Below are 20,689 nucleotides of genomic sequence, written 5' to 3' on the forward strand. Positions count from 1 at the left end.
TTTAATCATAGCAATTAATATCCTGAGTTTTGAGGCAGCAAATTGGGATTGAGCAACAGTTCTGACTCCGGTATCGGCCACACAATATCTGTCGGATCCCATCCTGGCTTAACCCCAGCGAGTGCCGCATTGATCTGTCCTGTCCGCTTTAAATCGAAAAAACGGTGTCCCAACTCACTAAATAATTCTATCCGGCGCTCCTGCAGAATCGCAGCGATAAGCTGTTGCTCGGATATGGCCGGCGTATCCGCCAAGGACGCGCGTGAGCGTATTTTGTTGATGTCTTCTTTAGTTCCTGCGGTATCGCCAAGATGCGCACGGGCTTCAGCTCTGATCAGGTACATCTCTTCCAGCCGGAAAAGGATTGAATATTCGCTGGATGCCGCTTCAGGTGCAGATTGCTTGTACTTGTAGGGGTAATACCATGTTTCGTTACCGTCCGTAGCACTGCCTATCCAATGATCCCTTCGCAAATCGCCTGGCTCAAAGGCATTAATTAATTGCAAGTTTAGTGCACGGTTTGGCGGTGGCCCCATAGTGAAGATAAAACTTTGGCCCTCTTGTGTAGGGAGCCCTTCCTGCGTTGGCATCAGCTGCCAAATGGTGCCCGTGCTGCCTTTCAGGAAAACATCATCAAGGGATTCCACCCACGTAAGGTTTGCAGAACTTATCACCGAACTCGCTTCAGCCTGCGCACCTTCCCAATTGGCAGTGTACAGATGTATCCTTGCCAGTAAAGATTTTACGGCATCTAAACCTGCGCGTACATTAGGTTGGCTTTGATTTACAGGCAAAAGCGCTTTTGCCTGCTCCAAATCAGCTATCAGTAGTGCATACACCTGTAACTGCGGCAGCTTTGCGATGGTGGCATTGACTGTGTAATCTGTTGTCGTAACGTAGGGGATTTCACCAAAAAGATTCAGAAGGTGAAAGTGGATGTACGCGCGTAAAAACAAGGCTTCACCTGAAAGTCGGTCCTTGTCGTTTTGAGAAATGGCTGTAGAATTTTCAAGCCCCTCCAGTATAGCGTTGGAAGCGTAAATTAAATTATAGCTTCCGTTCCATAGGGTGGATACGTCCGTATTGGTTGCAATAAGGCTATTCTGGAAAAACTGGAACTCTAAAAGTCCGGTATTGTAGGTCTGCAACTCATCTGAATAGCTGCCGAGTAGTATGGATATACCGTTGGAATTACCCGTTACAAGTACAGTATTGGATAATTTGCTGTATATGCTCTTGATTGCGGCTTCTGCCGTTCCAACGTCGTTGAAGACCACTTCACCTGTGATCTGCGAATCGGGAAGGTCCACATCAATGAAGTCCTCACAGCTATAGGAAAGTATGGCAAGACACAATAAGCCTATGACCTTCAATGGCTTTCTGTAAATAATAATTATTGTATTTTTCATTTCGTTTAGATTAATATTAAAAATTCAGCTCAACACCCAGAGAAAATACTCGTAAAGGGGGCAGGCTTATCGACGACTGGTTCTCGGGATCAGCACCTTTAAAGCGGGTGACCGTAAAGAGGTTCTGTCCCTGCATGTAAATACGGCAGCTTGTTGAATCAGACCAGATGGTAGGCAAAGTATAGGATAAGGAGAGATTCTTTAGCCTGACAAACGAGGCATCGCTAAAAGCGGCATTACTAGTTATAAATCTATAGTATGCGTCTGTTGTCTCGGCATTTAACCCGGTAGTGTACGGCTGGATAGCAGCATTGTCACCGGGCTGTTGCCAGGCATTTGTAAAATCAGCAGGCAGGTTGCTGGCTATTCCCGGCAGCACGCCTGAAGAATTGTAATTGCTGCCCATCTGCTTGACGAACTGGAACAGGAAATCCAACTGCCACTTTCCGTAACTCAGGCTGTTTTGAAAACCACCAAAGAATGTGGGTGATGTCCTGACTATCTTTTCTCTGTCGTGAGCCGCAGTAATCTGTCCGTCGCCATCATAATCCTCAAACTCATAAATACCTGTCTGCGGATTCATCCCTGTATAATGATATACCTTCTGAATATCCAATGCCTGACCAATGACATAAAGGTTAGCATAGGTAGAACCTTCAAGATTCGGGAATGAGATCAGTTTGTTGCGTGGCAATGTAAAATTTACGCTTGTCGTCCACCTGAAGTTGTCGTTTCTTATCGGTCTGCCCTGCAACTCAAATTCCCATCCCGTATTCTGGACGGTCGCATCCAAATTGGCAGTTATCAACGAAAAACCTGTAGTGCCTGGCAAAGGAATACCCACCAACTGATTTGAAGAGCGGTTAAAATAGTGAGCAGCGCTCACAAGTAACCTGTCTTTGAAAAACCCAAGTTCTAGAGCTGCCTCTAACTTCTTATTGGTTTCCCAGCTAAAATCCGGATTAAATAAACGGGAAGGTTCCAGCCCGATCACACCCTGATAGCCAAACCCTGATAAATCGTAGGTATTGAGGAACTGGTAATCACCGATTTGGTCGCTGCCTGTAGTCCCATAGCTTCCCCTTAGTTTCCCAAAGCTCAGCCACTGCATGTTTTCAGCAACAAAATTTTCCTGAGAGAATAGCCATGCGGCCCCGATAGCGCCAAAGTTGGCAAACCTTTTCCCTGGACCGAAGCGGCTGGAACCGTCCCTTCGCCCCGTCAGGTTCAAAAAGTACCTGTTACCATAGGCGTAGTTGATACGACCGAAAAGTGCCGCGTATCGATACTCGGAGTTATTAGTACCCAATGCAAATATATTGGAGGCTGCCGCTACATTATTTATCAGATTGTTGTTAGTAAAACCGTATGCAAGTAAACCGGACTGAACACGGCTCCGGCTCTGAAAAGTCCCGCCGACCAAGGCATTCACAGTACCTCCTAAAATATCCCTGTTAAAAGAAAGCTGAGGTTCAAAATTCCAAGATTGCAGCTTTGCATCATTCAGGTACAATGACGATTGTTCGCTTCCAAAACCAAATGCAGGGTCATACATTGTATGGGGCGACGCCTTTGATTCACGCAACCGCGAATCGGTGAAACCCAATGCTGCCTTTACCTCCCAACCGTCGAAAGGGCGATACAGTAACACTCCATTAGCAATCAGGTTGTTGTTTTTTGCCAGGTAATTCTCTTCCAATAATCGGTAAGGATTATTCCATGTAGAGTTTTCCCAATTCAGCTCCCCGTCTGCGTTATACGGCTCAGGCGCATTGGGCGCTAGCGTGTAAGCTTGCTTTGTAAGATCAGTGCCTAAGAGATTATTATTGTCCCCGGTATAGTTCCCAGAAAGAGATATTTCAAACTTCCTGTCGTCCGAAAGATGGTTGACATTAAAGTTGACAGAAGTTTTCCGATATGCAAAATCTCCAGGGAATACAGTGGTTTCTCTGTAGTGGGTAGCGCTTAATAAAAATTGTGTACTTTCCGAACCGCCGGATACTGTTGCCTGTGTGCTATTTAGATATGCGGTTCCTCCTATAAGTTGGTCCTGCCAATCCGTAGAGCGGTTGCGATCCCATGTGCCGTTTACATCATAAGCGTAAGAGGGTAGCTCTGTCAAGCCGTCATTAGTGAAAGCCTGCTCACGCATTGCGATATACTGCTCAGTGTTCATTAGCTTAAGCTTTCTGGAAATGCTGCCTACACCCGTATAGCTGTTGACATTAAATCGTGTCTTACCCGCCCTGCCTTTTTTTGTGGTGATAAGCACCACTCCGTTCGCACCTCGCGAGCCATAAATGGCTGTGGCATCCGCATCCTTCAACACTTCAATACTTGCTATATCCGCAGGATTCAGGCTGTTAAGCGGGCTTATCCCATTTCCGGGGAGTATGCCAGCAGATGTAAAAGTGTTTCCAAGATTTTCAGTCCCGAAGGGAATCCCGTCAACAATATATAAAGGCGTATTTCCTTCAGTCCTGATACTGTTCTTACCCCGGATTTGGATATCGAATCCTCCACCTGGCACGCCAGTAGATTGAATTATGCTTACGCCCGCCATACGTCCTTGCATAGCAGCTAGAGGATTGCTGACCGGCTGTTTTTCAATGTCCTTCGCAGAGATACGCGCAATACTCCCTGTACGCTCCTTATCTTTCACAGAATAATAGCCAGCATTAATAGTCACCTCCTCAAGCTGTGTGCTGTCTTCGACCAATACCACATTTATAGAAGTCTGACTTCCGACCGCAATTTCTTTTGTAGCAAAGCCTAGGTAGGAGAAAACCAGAACATCGGCAGAGCTTGCAGTAATAGAGAACTTTCCATTATCACCGGTGGAAGTAAAAATGTTTGTCCCTTTCACATTGATTGTGACATTAGGAAGCGGTCCTGAAGCATCGGTTACAAAACCTGTAATTTGCAGTTGGGATTGCTGCACATAGTTGCCTAACGTTAGGCGTGATGCAAAAACGTGATTACAGACAAAGACAGCAAAAATGATAATACAAAGACAGGAGGGCCTGCCCTTGTTTAATGAAAGATTTTTCATAAATTTAGAAAGGATTAATTGAACGATAGTTTGAGTTTGTCTCGCCTTCTATACTCATATTCGAACCTGGGATATAGAAGGCTTTTCTTGTTAATTAGTTTGACATAGGCATAAGTTGTTTAATAGTTTTAAATTATTACCACTAAAAAGATGTAATTTGATTTTTGAACCTGCATCCTTGCAGGTTAATGCATTGGGCTGAAAGTATAAATAACCTGACCCTTCCCCTAACTAACTCAGCAGGATACCAGTACGGGCCAGGCATAAATAAAAGAAAAATTAGGCGCTACACCATAAGCAAACCGGTTAAGGGTTAAACACAACGGTTGCGATTCTCTTAGATATCGTGCAGTAGCTTTGAGAAGTTGAGAAATAGCCAAAAAAAAGAGGCGCGGGTACTCAGCTTATTGCTCCTAAGGTACTGGTATACCCGTACGCGAATAAGTGAGCCCACGCCCTTTAAGGCGTGAGCATTGACACTTATCGTCCTGCGCGTACGAAAAATTACCAGTTTTAAGGAGCAGGATTCAAAGCGAATGCTTCAAATATTTTTAAATGAAGTATCGCAAAATTACATCATATGATGTAACTGTTCTGACAAATATATAAAATAATTCATTCGATACAAATATGTATCGAATGAATTAACATTTTTTACCAACTTTTACTGTATGAGTAGCCAAGGCGGAGCGGAAATAAAACTTTTGAATTTACAAATAGGTTGTGTACTAAGATTAGCAAGATTAAAAAAAGGCTTATCTCAGCACAGTCTATCTTTGTCATTGGGTTCCAACTCAACAATGGTAGGTAGAATTGAAAGAGCTGAAAACATTAGTGGTTGGGATCGGATATTTTTAATTTGCCAGCATCTTGACGTTGATTTTTGTAGTTTGTTTAAATTGAAAAGTAAAGATGATCTGCTAGCCATAGTCGATGAGTCCTATAAACTTGAAGATAAACTTACTATTGAGAAAGCAGCTTACTATAATACATTAAAGAAAGCAATTAGTAAGCAGTTCGATTAGGTAGTTTACTTTTTTTGGTTAATTACAATTTTATACGGATTATTTTTGGAGTTTTGCTTTATTAACAGGAACTGTTCTAAGCTATTTGTCAGCAGAAGGAGTTCAACAAGTGCTTTTACCCCTTTCTTGGAAAACTTTAAACATCATCGGCGGACTCCTAATTATAGTTGGTGCTTTGTGGCTGCTGCAATCATTTGGTTGGCTGCAAGTTTTGAATAATGCCAGTTTACATTATATCTTATAACTTTAAATCATAGAAAATGGAAGAAAAATTATCTCCGGTAGAAATTAAATCTGAAAATCTGATTCAAAAATATTCGGTGATTTCTGAGACCGATGACCCTGCAAACCCACGAGATTCTGTAGTAATTTCATATGGAAACACGTGTGGGGCTGGGGGCAGATCAGCAATTTTAAATCATAACAATCATGCAAATCGCGGCATTGGTGTTACCATTGAAATACGATACGTCTATCAAGGACAAAATCAAAGTGAAAGTAGATTATATAATATTTTCCCGGGTCAACAAGTGGATTTAGGGTGTACGGTCCCAGGCCCGACTCAGCAGAGATTTAATTATTTTATTGTTGGTGCTTGGTTTTTGTAACATTCTTTATCTTCACTGTTCAGATCATTCTTTAAGCATTTAAATAATAAGTAAAAAATAACATTACTGGGTATCTTGAACGAATAAAATACTACCATTATATTGTTCTCTTAATTGCGACAGGAATCGTAGCGGCATCCTTTTGGAAAAGATATACCGCAAAGCTCGAGCGTCCTCAACTTTCTGCAGATTTGATTTGCCCGCCAAGAGTACTAATAGAATGACAAAATAAAAGATGAAAGAGACAGAACTAGAATATTATTATCCATACCGGATCGACAAAGCACACAGTTATCGTGCACTTAATAATAGTATAAATGAAAATTTTGACGAAGAACGATATTATAGTTTCTTTAGTCGAATCTCAGGGGGAGTTGATGAAGTTGACGGTTATTTCCAAAATGATTTTTCAAGTTGGTCTCTTTGGAAGAACTCAGGCAGGAATATATTTTCATTTTCAAGCGACTTGCTTCTTATGCTTGAGAAAACAGATGTTGACGATATCTCTTATGATATGTTTAGCCTTCCTTATGATAATTTTTATCTTTCACTAAAAGGCTTGGGTTTATATGCAGATTCAGAGCAGGAAATAAATATAGATGGTGTGTATGTTCATTTGGAACGTATGGAGATGGAAGCAATTCCAAAATCAAAACGTAATCCCGATATAAGCGATGATGATTATCAGCCTGAATATAAGTTATTAATCTATTTCCATTTTGTCGGAGATTTTGAGAAAATTGTTAAAGCCAGGCCAGATGATTTGGTGTTTGATGAGGAAATATTACTGAGTTGGAGCTACGCCTTGTCTTTTGCCACCGATGAGCAGTTCCTAACGGTGGGTGACGCTATAAAACATGAAATCAAAAAATTTGAAGGTCAATTATGGGCCAACTTCCCGGACAATGCTGAAAAGCAAAAGAATTTATTGAATTATTATAAATCATTTGTTGATCAGACTGTTAGAGTCTTAGTCAATTCACTACTATATTTATCCCAGCCTAGGGAAAAGTTAGATATAGAAAAAGAATACCCTGCTAATCTACCTTTTAATTTTAATCGGAAATTAAATTTTGCCAAAACCAACAATACTAAAAATAAGATTGAGAAGAAGATTAATGAAACTGGGTTTTCCAAAATATTATTTTTTGGGCGCAATGAAAATCGAAATATAAACGAGTACACAGATTATCATAAAAAATCAATTCACTGGCGAAGAGGACACTGGAGGAAACAGCCTTATGGCGAAGGCTTACAAAAAAATAGAATGGTTTGGATTAGGCCGGTTTTAATAAATAAAGCGGAGGGTGAGGTTCCAAAAGGGCATGTTTATGATGTTCAAAGGAGCGAATCGGAAAAGAGTTAAATTTTGAAATGTTTTGAATCCGCTACTATAATAAAATAAAAATATAGTTATGACTCTGTTTGTTGATAATATTGAAAGTAATAATCTAGGTGGGCTTACAAAAGATGTCCGTAAGATTAGTTACAATCTGGCTAAATACAAGCTTTCTATTGAAGAGATTATTAAAAGATCTTCCCCAAATACTAATTTTCCAGTAGTTGTATTTAGGGCAAATCAATATGTAGCTATATTTAATTGTAGCAAAGATTTATCTCAAGTTCAATTGGCATTCATTAATCATACTGTTGATATACAAGAAAATTTTAACGCATTTGCAGACAGTCTCACACCAAAAACAATCCCTGCGTTTTATGACATGCAAGAGAAAATTAAGAGAGCAAGTGCTGAATTAAAATTACAAAAAGTTGCTCTATCAGATAGTGAATTAATTTTTAATGATGTATTTGAAAATTAAACAATAGATCGAAAATATAAATTCACAATAGCCCCTAAATGAAATCTATGAATTCCCTTGAAAAGTTAGAAAAGAAGTATAATTTTAATACTAATGAACTAATTGAAATTCTACCCAATTATTATAAGTATACTAGCACAATAGATAATCCCGCTTATGAGCCATTTATTGCAGATATACATTTTACAAAGCTTATAAATTATTTAGCGGAAATATTAGAAATTGCAGCAAAGGAATTAAAAATTGAAGGGTACGAGTTGTACGGTACCGAAGAGCGGGAAATAGTTCCAAAAGTTGGATTCGTGACTAAAGATTTGGAATTTACCATTGGTCTTTTCCGGGAGTTCTACATTATTTGGGAAATCAAAAACCCGAATGCCATAAAAGACATGAAAGATGAATTTTGGATGTTACTTTTCGAGTGGTCAACACTTGGGAAGTTCCAGTTCAAAGAAAATGATGTAAACCTCCCAAATCTCCGTAAGAAGCATCCCGATCTCTTTAATAATCGATCAAATTTTTTTAAACTCTTTAGAAACTATTACCTCACACAAATAGAATATAAATCTACAAGACAATTAGGTTTTATAAGATTAACTTGGGATGAAAATTCAATGCCTACAGAAATTGTTTCTAAATTATTAAAAGCTATTGAAATTATAAACAAGTTAAATAAAATGCTGAGTGAGAAATAGAACTGACATCCACAGTTAATTTATCTAATATTGAATCGACTTTTTCAATAACTTCGTCTCTTACGACAAGATTTTGCAGAGACTACCGTAACTGCAGCTAGCAGGGCAATATTAGCCCAAAAATCAAAATACTATGACTGAAAAACAAACTTCAGACGAATTATTAGAAATTCTAAAAGAGTCAAAAAAAACTCATTTAAGTATAGCGGAGAAAATGCTTAAAGCCGATGATAATGCACTATACCCCTTAGACTTATTAGCGGTGGGCGTATTTAAACGATCCATTTCGTTAATACGCGGTTTTACACTTTTAATTGAAAACGAAAATTTTATTTGTGCAGTTCCTCTCATAAGACTACAAATGGATAATCTACTAAGATTTTATGCTTCTTTCATCGTGAAAGAACCTCACAAATTTGCCACCGATATTATAGACGGTAAACATATAAGAAACCTAAAAGATTCTGCAGGAAATAAAATGACCGATCGGTATCTTGTTGACAAAATGACTCAAGAGATTCCTTGGATAAAATCCGTTTACGAAAAAACATCTGGCTATATCCATCTAAGCAGCGAACATGTTTTTGACTCATTTAAAGGCTCGCAAGACTACAACAAAAGAAAACTCTCAATAGCAATTACGGATAGAGACGAAGAAGTTAGTGAAGCCATTAAAATCGAAGCCATCAAAGCAATGTGTCATATTACTCAAGAGCTTTTGAGATATTTATATGGATGGACATGGACAAAAGATAATCCAAAAGAAATGGAAAAAACGATGGCCAGCGGCTAACCGCGTGTACTCGAAATTTATGGGTTAAGTCGTAAGTTGAAGTTTTGTTTCATAACTTCGTTCCGCTCTGCGGAGAGTACAATCTCCGATTATCCGCCGCCGCGCTTAGCGGCCTAACGTTAGCAATAATACCAAAACACAGAACGTGAAAACATACACAATGCTAGAGTATTTAGCAAAAACTTCTTACTTTTTACAAATAGTAAAACCTGAAAGTTCAGATAAACCGATAGCTTTTGGGTCTGGTTTCTTTTTGAATTACAAGGATCATTGTTTTTTCCTAACTGCTGATCACAACATCCACATTGAAGACCATAAACTTAATGAACGAACTGGGATAGATAATAAAGTTGAAGTTTTTAATTGTATTAGTGATAAAGAGAACTTTACAACTTGTGTTACACCTATTGGAGGTTTTTACTATATGGAAAAGTTTGATATAACTAAGCCTAATGATCAACCAGAATTATTCGATGTCGCGCTAAGTTTAATAGATCAAACTAAATTAGAGGCTGCGTTTTTTACTGATGACAATGTTGTTGATTTAAATGGAGAACAACTTTTAAAGCCTGGCGAACAGAAAATTCAATTTTTAGAAGAACAAATAACAGAACCCAATCTTGATGACACATATTTTATATTTGGCAAAATCAAGCCTTTATTGAAAGGTTTGCTATTATATCGAACATTTACTCTAAAAGAAAATATTAAATATGTATCTGAGTTCAGGGATTATTTGCTTTTTAATACTCCCTCAGAAATTTTAGATTATGATGATTGGGCCGGATTGAGCGGCTCGCCAGTTGTCAATCAAAAAGGTGACTGTGTTGGTGTTTTGTGCTCTGTAGGTGTTAACACTAAAAGCTTATGGGTAAAACCATTTTCGAAAATTAAACCTTTGATGGAAGTCGCAATACTTCAAAAGAATTAAGGTACTACTGCTAATCGCCACTGAATACTACGGCCCAGGCAATTTATTTTGTAAGTTTTTTTATTTAACTTCGTTTCTTTCGGCAGAAAGGATTTTCTTCGAAAGAAGCCGCAGCGTGGAGCGGTCTAACAATAGATGAAATTTTATTAAACGTGAAGCATATGATTGAAGGTGTTCTAAAAATACCAGCCAACAATAGTGAAATTAATTTGTATTGTTTTCTCGGAGAAGCTTTATTTAAAACCCAAATGGTTGAACAAGCTTTGAGTCATTCTATTACACTCAAAATGAATCCCGCTGAAACAAAGGAACGAGCTGATGATTTTTTAAAACAAAATCAGAGATATACTTTAGGGCAGGCCATTAAAATTGCAATCAAGAAGAATCTCTATAATTCGTCAATTCAAAATGAATTAAATGCTTTTTTACAGCAAAGGAATTGGTTAATCCACAAAGTTATCTGTGGGAACGAAGAAGATTTAAATGCAGGAAACATAAAAGAGGATTTATTTCAAAAGATTAAATCTATTTCAGACAAGGCAGAAAGTATTCAACGTATGATAGAGTATGATTTGATAGACTTTTGTTCTTCTAAAAGAAAAGATATGTCAAAAATTGTTGCAATATTAGAATTGCAAGAACAAGGAATCAGAATCAAAAGTAGTATTTGAAAACTGCGCCTGATAAACTGCGCCTCTTGTCATATATGGCAGATAATTTCTATTGTGGTCTGAGGGACATGACAAGTAGATTTTAACGTTGCATAGCCCTATAAGGTTAGCTTATAATTTCATCTAAATTCTTCCAATGTGATCAAATCAGCCATACACATACCAAAAGATAAATTTTCCGGATCGCTACGGATTGAGTTGTTTAAGATTGCTAAAATGAACCCTGAGAGTTCTGCTGCAATCTTATTAGCAATTACAGATTGTGAATTATCAGAAACAGCTTTTAAGAATTTAGCGCAACAGCCCGGTTTTAAACTCCCGATAGAGAAATTTGAAAACCTTGAACTAACTGCCAGAATAAATGATATCAAATTCACTATAGGGCGAGATAAAGTCAACAGTATCCAAGTATCTGTGAATGCATATCGGGACTTATATATTGAAACGGAAAATATAGCTTACTTAGTTCGTGCTCTTCAATTGATAAAGAAAACAAAAGCGATATTTGAAAATCAATTAAACGATTTAAGCATTTTTCTCTATGAGGAAATACTAAAAGAAGATTCCTCACATAACCAATTAGCACTTTTAAAATCTTCCTTATTTCTAAGTGATACACCTTTCAAAGACAAGCTCAAGCTGAACTTTTTCAAAAAGTTTAATGAATGTATTGCTAAAAATAGATACCATGATGCTAGGAATTATATAGAAATGTTGTATGAAATAGGATTCTTCGATAAATCTCAATATCATATAGAATTGTCTCAATGCTTAGAAAAGGAGGCTGACCACCATGTTTCTCAAAAACAGCCAAACACTTACTATCCAACTATTTTGAGCCTCTATACAGATAGCCTAAAACAATTAAAGGGCGTTAGTGTGTCCTTAGAAGTTAGGACAAGGATTGAGCAAAAAGTAAAAAACGAACAACTTCTACATACGGAGATGCTGAGAAAAGTCGGGGTTAGTCTGGATATTGAAATGGATATATCTCAAGATGTCGCTTCCCTTAATATAAATGATTTTCAAACTGGATTTGAATATTTAATGGATCTGCCAATTATTGACAATGAAAGTTTAGAATTCATAAATCAAAACAAGGAGCAAAATTTTTTATCAGAGCTATTTGGAAGCTATGTGCATTACACACCTAAAGGAACGGTAAGCGGAATAAGCAATGCTGACCAGTTTTATCTAAATCTGGCCCGTAACAGGTATAGGGATCTGCAGATTAAAATACTACAGGAGATCAAGTGGCACATGGATTTGGATAAGTTAATAACCAAAGAATCAGTTGCCGGTATGATTAATAATTGCCAATCACGTTTTATTCCTGCAGATCGGGAACACGTTTTTATCGAAGGTATTTATGCCGGTTTTCAAAATAATTATATAACTGCCTCACATCTTTTATTGCCCCAAATTGAAAATAGCTTAAAAATAATAATGGAATCAAGTAATAGAAATGTTACTAAGCTTACTGACGAGATACAAAATGATAATACGTTGGGCGGTATATTGAGTTTAGAAGAAAATAGCAAAATGCTTGATGGAATATGCAACAGGAACCTTTTGGCAGAATTGAACAGTTTTTTAGTTGACGGGAGTAATGTAAACTTCAGAAATCAATTGTGTCACGGCTTGATGACACCAATATTAATTAATCATTATGGCTTATATTTGTGGTGGTTAGTTATCAAAATGGTAAAACAAACTAACCACTATTTCCACCTGCCAGTAAAGTAAGCTTCTACAATTAGAAACCTCGCAGCAGGGACCGTAGCGGCATCCTTTTCAGGAAAACATATAGCGGAGAGCCCTGTTGTCGTCCAACAACAAATTTAATTAGAACTATGAACAAAAATCCGTTATGGTATAAGTTAATAAAACTATTAAAGCAGAATGGTAATATAACGACTGGACTAACTGTTCCATATATATTTGGGGCATATGAACTACATGGGCAAGCGTTCTCTTCTACAGAGGAAATGCTTAACCATATTCTGGAAAATCCTATAGATAAATACCCTGTCATTCAAAAATGTCATGTAATTCAACAGCATGTATTAATGGTGGAAAGGAAAGAGATTTGCAATAAAAGTTACTTAAAGGATATTCATATCGAGAATTCAAAAAAAGAAAACAAGTTATTTATTAGTACTAATACCGATCTGGGAAAGTCATTTGATAAAGTCAGTTTAAATTTAAGTAGGACCTACTTAAGTCCTATAGAGCGAAAACATTACTCGTGGGACAATAAGGCAAAAGTGTGGCAAAAATTTTCATCGCTAGAAATCGAGACAATAATGTCTATTAAAAATAATAACCAATAAAAACAAAACCAATGAAAATTATTACGAAAGCTTTTTTTGATGGAAAATTTATAAGCAGGGAAGAGGCAAAAGCAGAATACTTAAATAGATTTCCCGAACCACAAGAAATTGCTAATACAATTTCGCAGCTAAAAAGTAATTCTAGTACTGAATGGGGTTACATAGTTCTGATAAGTGACGAAGGTATTTCAACAAGCCCTATTACAGAGGAAGATCTTACCATTGATTACTAATATGCTTAGTAAAAATTAACCAAAATCACCTATAGCTTGCTATAAAATTGACGCAATAACCCTAATGTCTATGAAAATATACTTTGACGAAGCAGGAAACTCGGGGCAAAATTTATTGGATCCCAGCCAACCGATTTTTGTACTTGCCTCTGTCAATTTCAGTGATGACGAAGCAAGGAAACTATTAGCGCCCATTGAAACCGCCAGCCATGAAATGCACTTTGTTAGGTTAAAAAAATACCGTAAACAACAACTTCAGGTCGTAGAAGCTTTAAACAACAAACTAATAACATCCAAACGGGTCAAAATTATTTACTATGACAAGCGGTTTGGATTAATTGCGCATCTGGTGGATCAACTCATTGAAACATCATTTTATCACAAAGGGATTGATCTTTATAAGAAAGGGCTAAATCTCACTTATAGCAACTCGATTTATTTCTTTGGCAAAAATGTCTGGGATAAGGATTTAAATGAAATGTTTCTTTCTGATTTTCAAAAGATGATTCGGGAGAAATCGAAAGAATCAATTGAAGATTTCTATTTATCTGCAAAGATGCTTCATGATTCAGTTGAATCCTATCAGCAAAAAATTCTTCAACCAGTTTTGGATAGTGAGGAATATATTGAATCAATTCTGGAATCAATTAGAAAGTATTCTATTGATTTGACATTGCCTTCAATTACGCGCCTTGCCGATTTATGGCATAAAGAGCTGGATGAAGCTCTGGATATAATTCATGATGATTCAAAACAGGTTGAATTTTGGAAGAACCTAATTTATTTTTTGGCCAATATGTTGGGAACGGAGAAAGTCGAGGTGGGTTATGATTACAGAAAGATGACATATCCCTTAGCAATCGATTCTGTAACATTACAATCATCAAAGAATGTATTGCAATTACAGGTCGCCGATTTGATTGCAAGTTCGCTTGCATATTGTGTAAAGCGAATTCATATTGATAAAGCGACAGACGATGAATTCGCCAACGAAATCTTGAAAAGCAGAATCGCAAATATTAAAGCTTATCCTATAATGCCTTCGGACAAAGTGACTCCAAAACAATTAGGTACGGAAGATGATAATGGCATTAATCCACTAGATTATCTAGCAGCTAAATCACTTGAAAAAGGTGCTGATTATGATAAGGCTTTTGAGTAAGAATAATAAATTGAAATGAAATATTGCAGTTAACTTAATCGAAACTAATGAGCTACCTTAATTTTACCGTTCCGGATTCTTTACGCAAGAAATACGTAAGTTCTGAAGTTTCCAGACAAATTTTCTTTTTAGACTGCATAAACGATCTATTATATTGTTCCAGTCAAGCCAGTTCTTACCACATGATACGGGCATCAGTCCCCTTGCGCATATTGCTGTTGGACGGCGGCCTCAAAACCATTTTAAGAAATGACCTTGACAAGCTGGTATTTATGGCTAATGAAAATATAATTACAGGAACAGCGCTTACAAAAAAAGATATAAGGAATATAAAAAATTTAGAGCCAAATTTAAGCGGAAGTCATCGCTGTATAAACTATTTATACTTAAGCCATGCACCTTTAAGACCTTATTCCTTTTCAGAGTTTACAGAAAAAATTTGTCTTCAGATCAATACAGCTCAGGAATTCAATTTCAGTGTTCAGAATGTTATTGAAATAGTTGCCAATAAGCATGGAGGTGCGCATTTAGAAGCGGGTTTTAGCTCCTTGACTATTGAATCATTTATGATGGGCAACTTCTCGCCTTTCGCTATGAAGGAGGGAAATTTCTTTCTGGAAAAGATTAAGGAAATATTATTCATTTTCATCGTGGCGATAGGCCCTGCCTGCAAAAAAATCATCGAGAGCCTGCAATCATATGATGCAAATAATATGCTGGCTGAAAGTTCTAATTTTGCGTATGTAATGACATTTGAAGGCAACAAAAGGCAAAAAGAAAATGAAGATTAATTGGCAAAGAAATAGAAACTATCATGAATACAACTAAAGAAAAACTAATTCAATTTTTAGATGAAAGGGTGTTACAACCGACAGAGGCACATCCTGATGCTGATGTTACGATTAAGAGAAAAATCAATGCGACAAGGATGCGGCTGAACCAGCAGGTGAGCGCTCAGAAAGTCAGGGATTACTTTTGGAACGCCATGGCTACAGATAATGGAATAGATTCCTATAACAGAATATCAAAAATTGGCGCGCCGACTTTCGAAGACGTCAGGGCTGAGTTTAAAATCTTGTGCGGAGATAGGTAATCTTCCTTCTATAACAACATAGGTTCTAAACGTTAGTTTAAATATAACTAAACATATAAATATGCCCGAAATTAGTGATTTATCCCACAGGTCAAACATAAATACCAAACATACCTATAATTCGGAAGTTGTAATATATGAAGACCATCGAACTATTCTCAATGTATTATATTTCTTAAAAAAAAATGAGCTTGGTGCTTTTCCCATTGACTTATTCATGTTTGATGATCATGATGATTTTGTAAAGCCGTTAGCACCTGCTTTAGAGAGAATTGCAGAGTTCAACCAGAATGCCCCAACTGAGAGAGAATTTTGGAGTTTCACTGAGTTTGATTTAAGAGTAAAAGATGATGATTGGGTGAAAGCTGGGATGGAATTAGGATTAATTAACAATGTATTTTTATTTCATTCCTCAAAAGCTTCATATTCATTTTCCGAAGCATATCAAACCCAAAATTTTGGTGAAAAGAGAGTATATAACATGGGCGCGGTATGGGACGCATTAGGGTTCCATGGAGCTCTGGACGATTTTTCAAACGAGGCCGAGTACGGACAGCTATGGCAAGACATGGGCTGGATTAAAAATAACGGCAAATTTGAAATTAATAGAATAAATGATTATATAGTCGATTTTGACCTGGATTGCTTTTCAACTTACATTGCCGATAAAAATTATGCCATACCCGAGGAAATCCTCATTAAAAAATTTGAAGAATATAGAAGATCTGAAAATCACTATTATAGCCAACCTTTAACTTTCGTAAAGAAGTTGATTGAAAACTGTTTTCTTACAACCGTTTGTTATGAGAATAATAGCTGTGGTGGAATAAGGGAGAGCCACAAAATTTTTGATACTTTTGATTTTTTATTTTTCGATAGGGAAATAGGAGATTAAACATTGGTATAGATGTGATGAAAGTATTGATTTATAAAAGGACACACAAAGGAGATCCCGGTCCTGAAGGAATATTTGGTATTCAGGATTGCATGGGTAAAATGAGAAATTGGAACTACGATGCTGTAATAGGTATTGGTGGTAAAGCGTCTTGGAGAGGACACGAGGATATCAGATATAAAATAAATTGGATTGGATTAGGCCCAAAGAAAATTATATCAACAAATCAGCATCGAGGTCCTGGCGTAGTCTTTACAAATTTTGCTTTGTTTGAGGCTGCCGGCCAAGATATTGAGACAAATTTTCCGCATCTGTTTAAATACATGTATGACAGCAGAAAGCGTTTTGATATGTCGTCGGTATTACCTGAGAATGTATATCTGGAAGTTATGGGTATTTTAAATTCTGCTGAAAGTTATACGCCATCACAAGAATATCATATTGAGAACATAGAGAACCATCCTATAGAAGATCACAACAATACAAAAAGATGCACAGGCTGCTTTCGGAATGAGGATATGGAAATGGACTTTGACCAGGATTACAGATGTTAATAATAAAACTGGAAAATTTTTTAATTTTTACTCCACTAAAATAATTAGCTATGGATGTAGTAATCAAAAAGCCTGTTGAGGTCTCTGAACATGAAATGGAGCAAATAGTACTATTGATTATCCAAGGAAATCAAATCCAAGGAGATGTTGATACAATAAAACAACGCCTTGCAAACTCGGTATACATCGGCTTTATTATTGAGGAGGGGCAGATTGTTTCAACTGCCACTTTGAAAAGTCCTGTCGAGAGCTATAGAGCTAAAGTTTTTGTAAGTGCAAAAGCGGAAGCGTATAAACCTATTTATAAATATGAACTCGGTTATATAGTTACGGCTAAAAAGCATGAAGGAAGAAAATTATGCCAAGATTTATTGACGGCTTTTTATCAAATAATTGCCAGTAAAAAAATTTTCGCAACTACTAGAAAAGAGTCAATTAAGCATATACTTGGCAAGTATGGCTTTATTAACATTGGGGAAAAATTCAATGGCGATCTTTTTTTGCTGGTAAATTAAAATAGACATTTAAATTACTTAATTCCGGCATCATCTTTTTTTAATTCATCTATAAACTCTCTCGGAGAAATTCCTGTCTGGGTTTCAAATGCATTGACAAACCTCCTGGTGCTACTGAAACCTGCTTCATCACCCAAAGCCTTATCAGTAAAGTTTTGTAGCATTCTTTCGTTCCTGATTTTTTCGGCAATGTAATTTACTTTTAAGCCATTGAGATAATTATTAAAGCTTTTAAGCCGATGCTTGGAAATTATCTCAGAAAGGTACTTTGGATTTGTATTAAAAAATCCAGCAAGTTTAGTAAGAGTTAAATCCTTCTCCCGAAATTTTTTGCTATCCTCAAATTTTTTAAGCTGTGACAGAACCATGGCCTCGGCATCTTTACTCATGGACATTCCATTCTCTTCGCTGAGGGCCGATTTGGCTTTCTTGGAAGCTTCAAGCTTTTGGAGCAGCTCTTCATATTTTCTTCTTGTCACCTTCTTATTCTTAAGGTATCTTATGATAATCGCTATCACAAATAGGCAGAGGCCTACTATTACGGATATGAATATCTGATCGTTATATCTGCGCTTCCGAAGCGAGTTTTCAATTTCATTTTTCTGCTGCTTCAGTTTTTTTGTATCATATTCTTTGTGAATCTTACCTTGCAGATAGGTATAAGTTTTATGCAGCATACGGTCGGCATTCAGAAGCTTCTTGACGTAATATAACTGTACGTCCTGCAGCCCGATACTTTCATAATGGGAAATCATAAGTTCGTAACCTTCCCTCATATCAGGCCGCAGATAGTCTTTCGCATCATAGATTTGATCCATTTTTTTAAAGTAAGATATCGCAAGCTCCTTATTCCCCAGTCCCCAATAGCTTTTTCCGAGGTAAAAGTATCCTATAGCTTCATTAGCGAAATCTCCTGCCTTGTGAATTGCTGGTAAGGCTGCTTTGATTTTTTCAATTGAGAGAGCAAAGTTGTGAATCTTGCACTGGTTTACACCTTCTGAGTGCACAAAATACGACTCCATGTCAGTATTGTCTAATCTATGTCCTTCGGAGATACCTTTTTCATTAACCTCGCTACATAGGCCATGATTTCCTACCATATTGTAGCAAGCCCCCAGCATATGCAGCGAATTTAAGTAGCCGCGCACATCGTCTTTATTAAAAAAGTCTATGCATTCCTCAAATAATGCAATAGCCTCACCATAAAAGCCCAGATAAAACTTTATAAGTCCAATATTGTATTTGACCTTATAAAATTGATATTTATCCGTGGTTCTTGTAATGTAAGTGTCTGCAATCAGATAAGAATCTAGCGCTTCGGCAAGTCTTTTTTGCCTGTAATAAGCCACGCCCTTTGAAAGGTAAGCTGCCCCTATTATTTCATTGTCTTTTGATTGCTTAGCGGCCGCGACCATGCTATCAGCGTAAGTCAGCTTTAGTTTTTCAGGCGCATAATGGACATAATTTTTATACGCATTGGAAAGCTCTTCCCAATCTTTTTCGGATTTAGCTTTAATCAAAAATGATTGAAGATAAATTGAGCGTTGTCCGTCGTTGATTTTCCTGTCTTCTATCCGGTTAAAAATATAATCGAAATCCTTATCGCGGATCGAATCAGGAATTTTTGAAAGAGTTCCTTGGGCATCCATGCACATGCAATTGCACAGGGATAATATCAATAAATATTTTCCCATCATCGGTTAAGTTTTAGTCGTTTCCCTTCCGGTAGTAAGGATGTTGGTCGGTCTTTGCAGGCCAAGCTATAACTAAGGGATCTTTTCTTAACAGAAAGGTTATCAAATATACTTAAAAATCAGGGGACATCCTATAAAAGCACTACAAAATCAGGTTAGCCATTTTCGGAAAATAGGTATCCGAAATGCGGTAAACCGCCAGATACACGCTTGCTTCGGCTACTTGCCGGCTATAGCTTTGCCTGTGAATTCAAAAGCAACTGCTTGGCATTGTCAAGCAAAGTTCTGCTTTCCCCGGGTGAAAAATGAACTGACGAAAAAAAAGTAATCAGTCACATTTAACACGACGACATCATGAAAAGTTTAAAAGTATGGTTAGTAACACTGCCATTGTTTACCATTGCATGTACAAATGATTTTAACGACATAGAAGAAGTTGATATGCCATTGGCCACAAGCGCTAAAAAATCGCTAATTACGCCCGCCAATACATTAAATCCGTATGATTATACCGGAAGGATTCATAATGATATCCTGGAGACCCTTGACGATTTAAATATTGACTCTACATCAGTCGAAGATCTTGGTTTTGTAATAGATTCTATAGCTGCGGCACATCCTGAAGCACCTGGCTCGATTGATTCCCTTACTGGATTGACAAGCGAAATCGCCTGGATCGCTAACGATAATACAGCTATTGATGATATACTTTCAGATTCTTCGCTAAGCAGTACTGCCCAACTTAGTTTATCGGGTTTTATCACTTCTTTACTTTTGGTAAATGACGAACCCTATGAGGATATTTATGATCTTATAGTATTGTATGAATCCTCTGTTATGGCGAATATCGCTTTTACCTCGGAAGAGAAACGTACGATGCTTACCACAACTTCAATTGCAAGATACACGCTACATCGCAAAAAGAGAAAGGATAAGGATTGGGAAACCTCTGTAGGCAGTTATGCTGCAACAGTCTATGGTGCGGAAGAAAATGGATTTCTAGGGCTTAAATTGGCTGCTGCGGTTGGGGTCTACCAAAATTCAACTATTACTCCGTGATTTTGATACAGCACTTCTTAATGCGTAATGAGGGCAAAATAATTATAGCCGCTTGCATTGTCCTCATTGCGCTAAACCTCGTAAGCCTAATATATATAGTACAGCTTTTAGGCTGTAATGAAATTGTACGGTACCTGGATGACGGCG

General features: G+C 37.3%; 21 protein-coding genes. 18 read left to right on the forward strand and 3 right to left on the reverse strand.

The annotated features are described in order from the left end of the window. Positions 1–14 precede the first annotated feature (14 nt). Together ACT6R0_RS09580 and ACT6R0_RS09585 are read right to left on the reverse strand one after the other, a co-directional pair. A complete protein-coding gene (locus tag ACT6R0_RS09580; protein WP_444652460.1) occupies positions 15–1,409 on the reverse strand; it encodes a RagB/SusD family nutrient uptake outer membrane protein in 1,395 nt (464 codons plus the stop codon). A 16-nt stretch (positions 1,410–1,425) separates the two neighbouring features. Beyond that, on the reverse strand, positions 1,426–4,461 hold the full coding sequence (locus ACT6R0_RS09585) for a SusC/RagA family TonB-linked outer membrane protein (RefSeq protein ID WP_444652459.1): 3,036 nt from the start codon (positions 4,459–4,461) through the stop codon (positions 1,426–1,428). A gap of 671 nt (positions 4,462–5,132) precedes the next feature. On the opposite strand from ACT6R0_RS09585, the gene ACT6R0_RS09590 reads away from it, so the two are divergent. From ACT6R0_RS09590 to ACT6R0_RS09670, 17 genes are all read left to right on the forward strand, one after another. Next, positions 5,133–5,486 (forward strand): XRE family transcriptional regulator, encoded by a 354-nt coding sequence (locus ACT6R0_RS09590; protein WP_444652458.1) that lies wholly within the window; start codon positions 5,133–5,135, stop codon positions 5,484–5,486. Positions 5,487–5,746: 260 nt separating this feature from the next. Further along, positions 5,747–6,094 carry a hypothetical protein gene (locus tag ACT6R0_RS09595; RefSeq protein WP_444652457.1) on the forward strand — a complete coding sequence of 116 codons (348 nt, stop codon included), beginning with the start codon at positions 5,747–5,749 and terminating at the stop codon, positions 6,092–6,094. A gap of 235 nt (positions 6,095–6,329) precedes the next feature. Then, positions 6,330–7,460, forward strand: a complete 1,131-nt coding sequence (locus tag ACT6R0_RS09600) for a hypothetical protein (protein ID WP_444652456.1) — start codon at positions 6,330–6,332, stop codon at positions 7,458–7,460. Positions 7,461–7,509: 49 nt separating this feature from the next. Beyond that, positions 7,510–7,914 (forward strand): hypothetical protein, encoded by a 405-nt coding sequence (locus tag ACT6R0_RS09605; RefSeq protein ID WP_444652455.1) that lies wholly within the window; start codon positions 7,510–7,512, stop codon positions 7,912–7,914. 47 nt (positions 7,915–7,961) lie between these two features. After that, positions 7,962–8,609 carry a hypothetical protein gene (locus ACT6R0_RS09610; RefSeq protein ID WP_444652454.1) on the forward strand — a complete coding sequence of 216 codons (648 nt, stop codon included), beginning with the start codon at positions 7,962–7,964 and terminating at the stop codon, positions 8,607–8,609. A gap of 133 nt (positions 8,610–8,742) precedes the next feature. Further along, positions 8,743–9,402, forward strand: coding sequence for a hypothetical protein (locus tag ACT6R0_RS09615; RefSeq protein ID WP_444652453.1), 660 nt, complete (start codon positions 8,743–8,745; stop codon positions 9,400–9,402). A gap of 145 nt (positions 9,403–9,547) precedes the next feature. Then, positions 9,548–10,333, forward strand: coding sequence for a hypothetical protein (locus tag ACT6R0_RS09620; protein ID WP_444652452.1), 786 nt, complete (start codon positions 9,548–9,550; stop codon positions 10,331–10,333). Positions 10,334–10,485: 152 nt separating this feature from the next. Then, positions 10,486–11,004, forward strand: a complete 519-nt coding sequence (locus ACT6R0_RS09625) for a hypothetical protein (protein ID WP_444652451.1) — start codon at positions 10,486–10,488, stop codon at positions 11,002–11,004. Positions 11,005–11,142: 138 nt separating this feature from the next. Beyond that, positions 11,143–12,750, forward strand: coding sequence for a DUF4209 domain-containing protein (locus ACT6R0_RS09630; RefSeq protein WP_444652450.1), 1,608 nt, complete (start codon positions 11,143–11,145; stop codon positions 12,748–12,750). Between the two features lie 107 nt (positions 12,751–12,857). Continuing rightward, on the forward strand, positions 12,858–13,337 hold the full coding sequence (locus ACT6R0_RS09635; protein WP_444652449.1) for a hypothetical protein: 480 nt from the start codon (positions 12,858–12,860) through the stop codon (positions 13,335–13,337). 11 nt (positions 13,338–13,348) lie between these two features. Further along, positions 13,349–13,570, forward strand: a complete 222-nt coding sequence (locus ACT6R0_RS09640) for a hypothetical protein (RefSeq protein WP_444652448.1) — start codon at positions 13,349–13,351, stop codon at positions 13,568–13,570. A 70-nt stretch (positions 13,571–13,640) separates the two neighbouring features. Next, positions 13,641–14,732, forward strand: coding sequence for a DUF3800 domain-containing protein (locus ACT6R0_RS09645; protein WP_444652447.1), 1,092 nt, complete (start codon positions 13,641–13,643; stop codon positions 14,730–14,732). 47 nt (positions 14,733–14,779) lie between these two features. Next, positions 14,780–15,523, forward strand: coding sequence for a hypothetical protein (locus ACT6R0_RS09650; protein WP_444652446.1), 744 nt, complete (start codon positions 14,780–14,782; stop codon positions 15,521–15,523). Positions 15,524–15,546: 23 nt separating this feature from the next. Next, entirely contained in the window at positions 15,547–15,825 is a 279-nt protein-coding gene (locus ACT6R0_RS09655; protein ID WP_444652445.1) for a hypothetical protein, read from the forward strand. 61 nt (positions 15,826–15,886) lie between these two features. Beyond that, complete coding sequence (locus ACT6R0_RS09660) at positions 15,887–16,720, forward strand: hypothetical protein (protein ID WP_444652444.1); 834 nt, start codon at positions 15,887–15,889, stop codon at positions 16,718–16,720. A gap of 17 nt (positions 16,721–16,737) precedes the next feature. Then, complete coding sequence (locus ACT6R0_RS09665; protein WP_444652443.1) at positions 16,738–17,274, forward strand: hypothetical protein; 537 nt, start codon at positions 16,738–16,740, stop codon at positions 17,272–17,274. Positions 17,275–17,324: 50 nt separating this feature from the next. After that, positions 17,325–17,789: a hypothetical protein gene (locus ACT6R0_RS09670; RefSeq protein ID WP_444652442.1), complete on the forward strand. Its 465-nt coding sequence runs from the start codon at positions 17,325–17,327 to the stop codon at positions 17,787–17,789. A 14-nt stretch (positions 17,790–17,803) separates the two neighbouring features. Here ACT6R0_RS09670 and ACT6R0_RS09675 read toward each other — a convergent pair whose 3' ends face one another. Further along, positions 17,804–19,438: a helix-turn-helix domain-containing protein gene (locus tag ACT6R0_RS09675; protein ID WP_444652441.1), complete on the reverse strand. Its 1,635-nt coding sequence runs from the start codon at positions 19,436–19,438 to the stop codon at positions 17,804–17,806. Between the two features lie 399 nt (positions 19,439–19,837). Here ACT6R0_RS09675 and ACT6R0_RS09680 point away from each other — a divergent pair, with 399 nt between their 5' ends. Further along, complete coding sequence (locus ACT6R0_RS09680; RefSeq protein ID WP_444652440.1) at positions 19,838–20,542, forward strand: hypothetical protein; 705 nt, start codon at positions 19,838–19,840, stop codon at positions 20,540–20,542. The last annotated feature ends 147 nt before the right edge of the window (positions 20,543–20,689 follow it).

Source organism: Flavobacterium sp., from assembly GCF_052437795.1.
Classification (GTDB): domain Bacteria; phylum Bacteroidota; class Bacteroidia; order Flavobacteriales; family Flavobacteriaceae; genus Flavobacterium.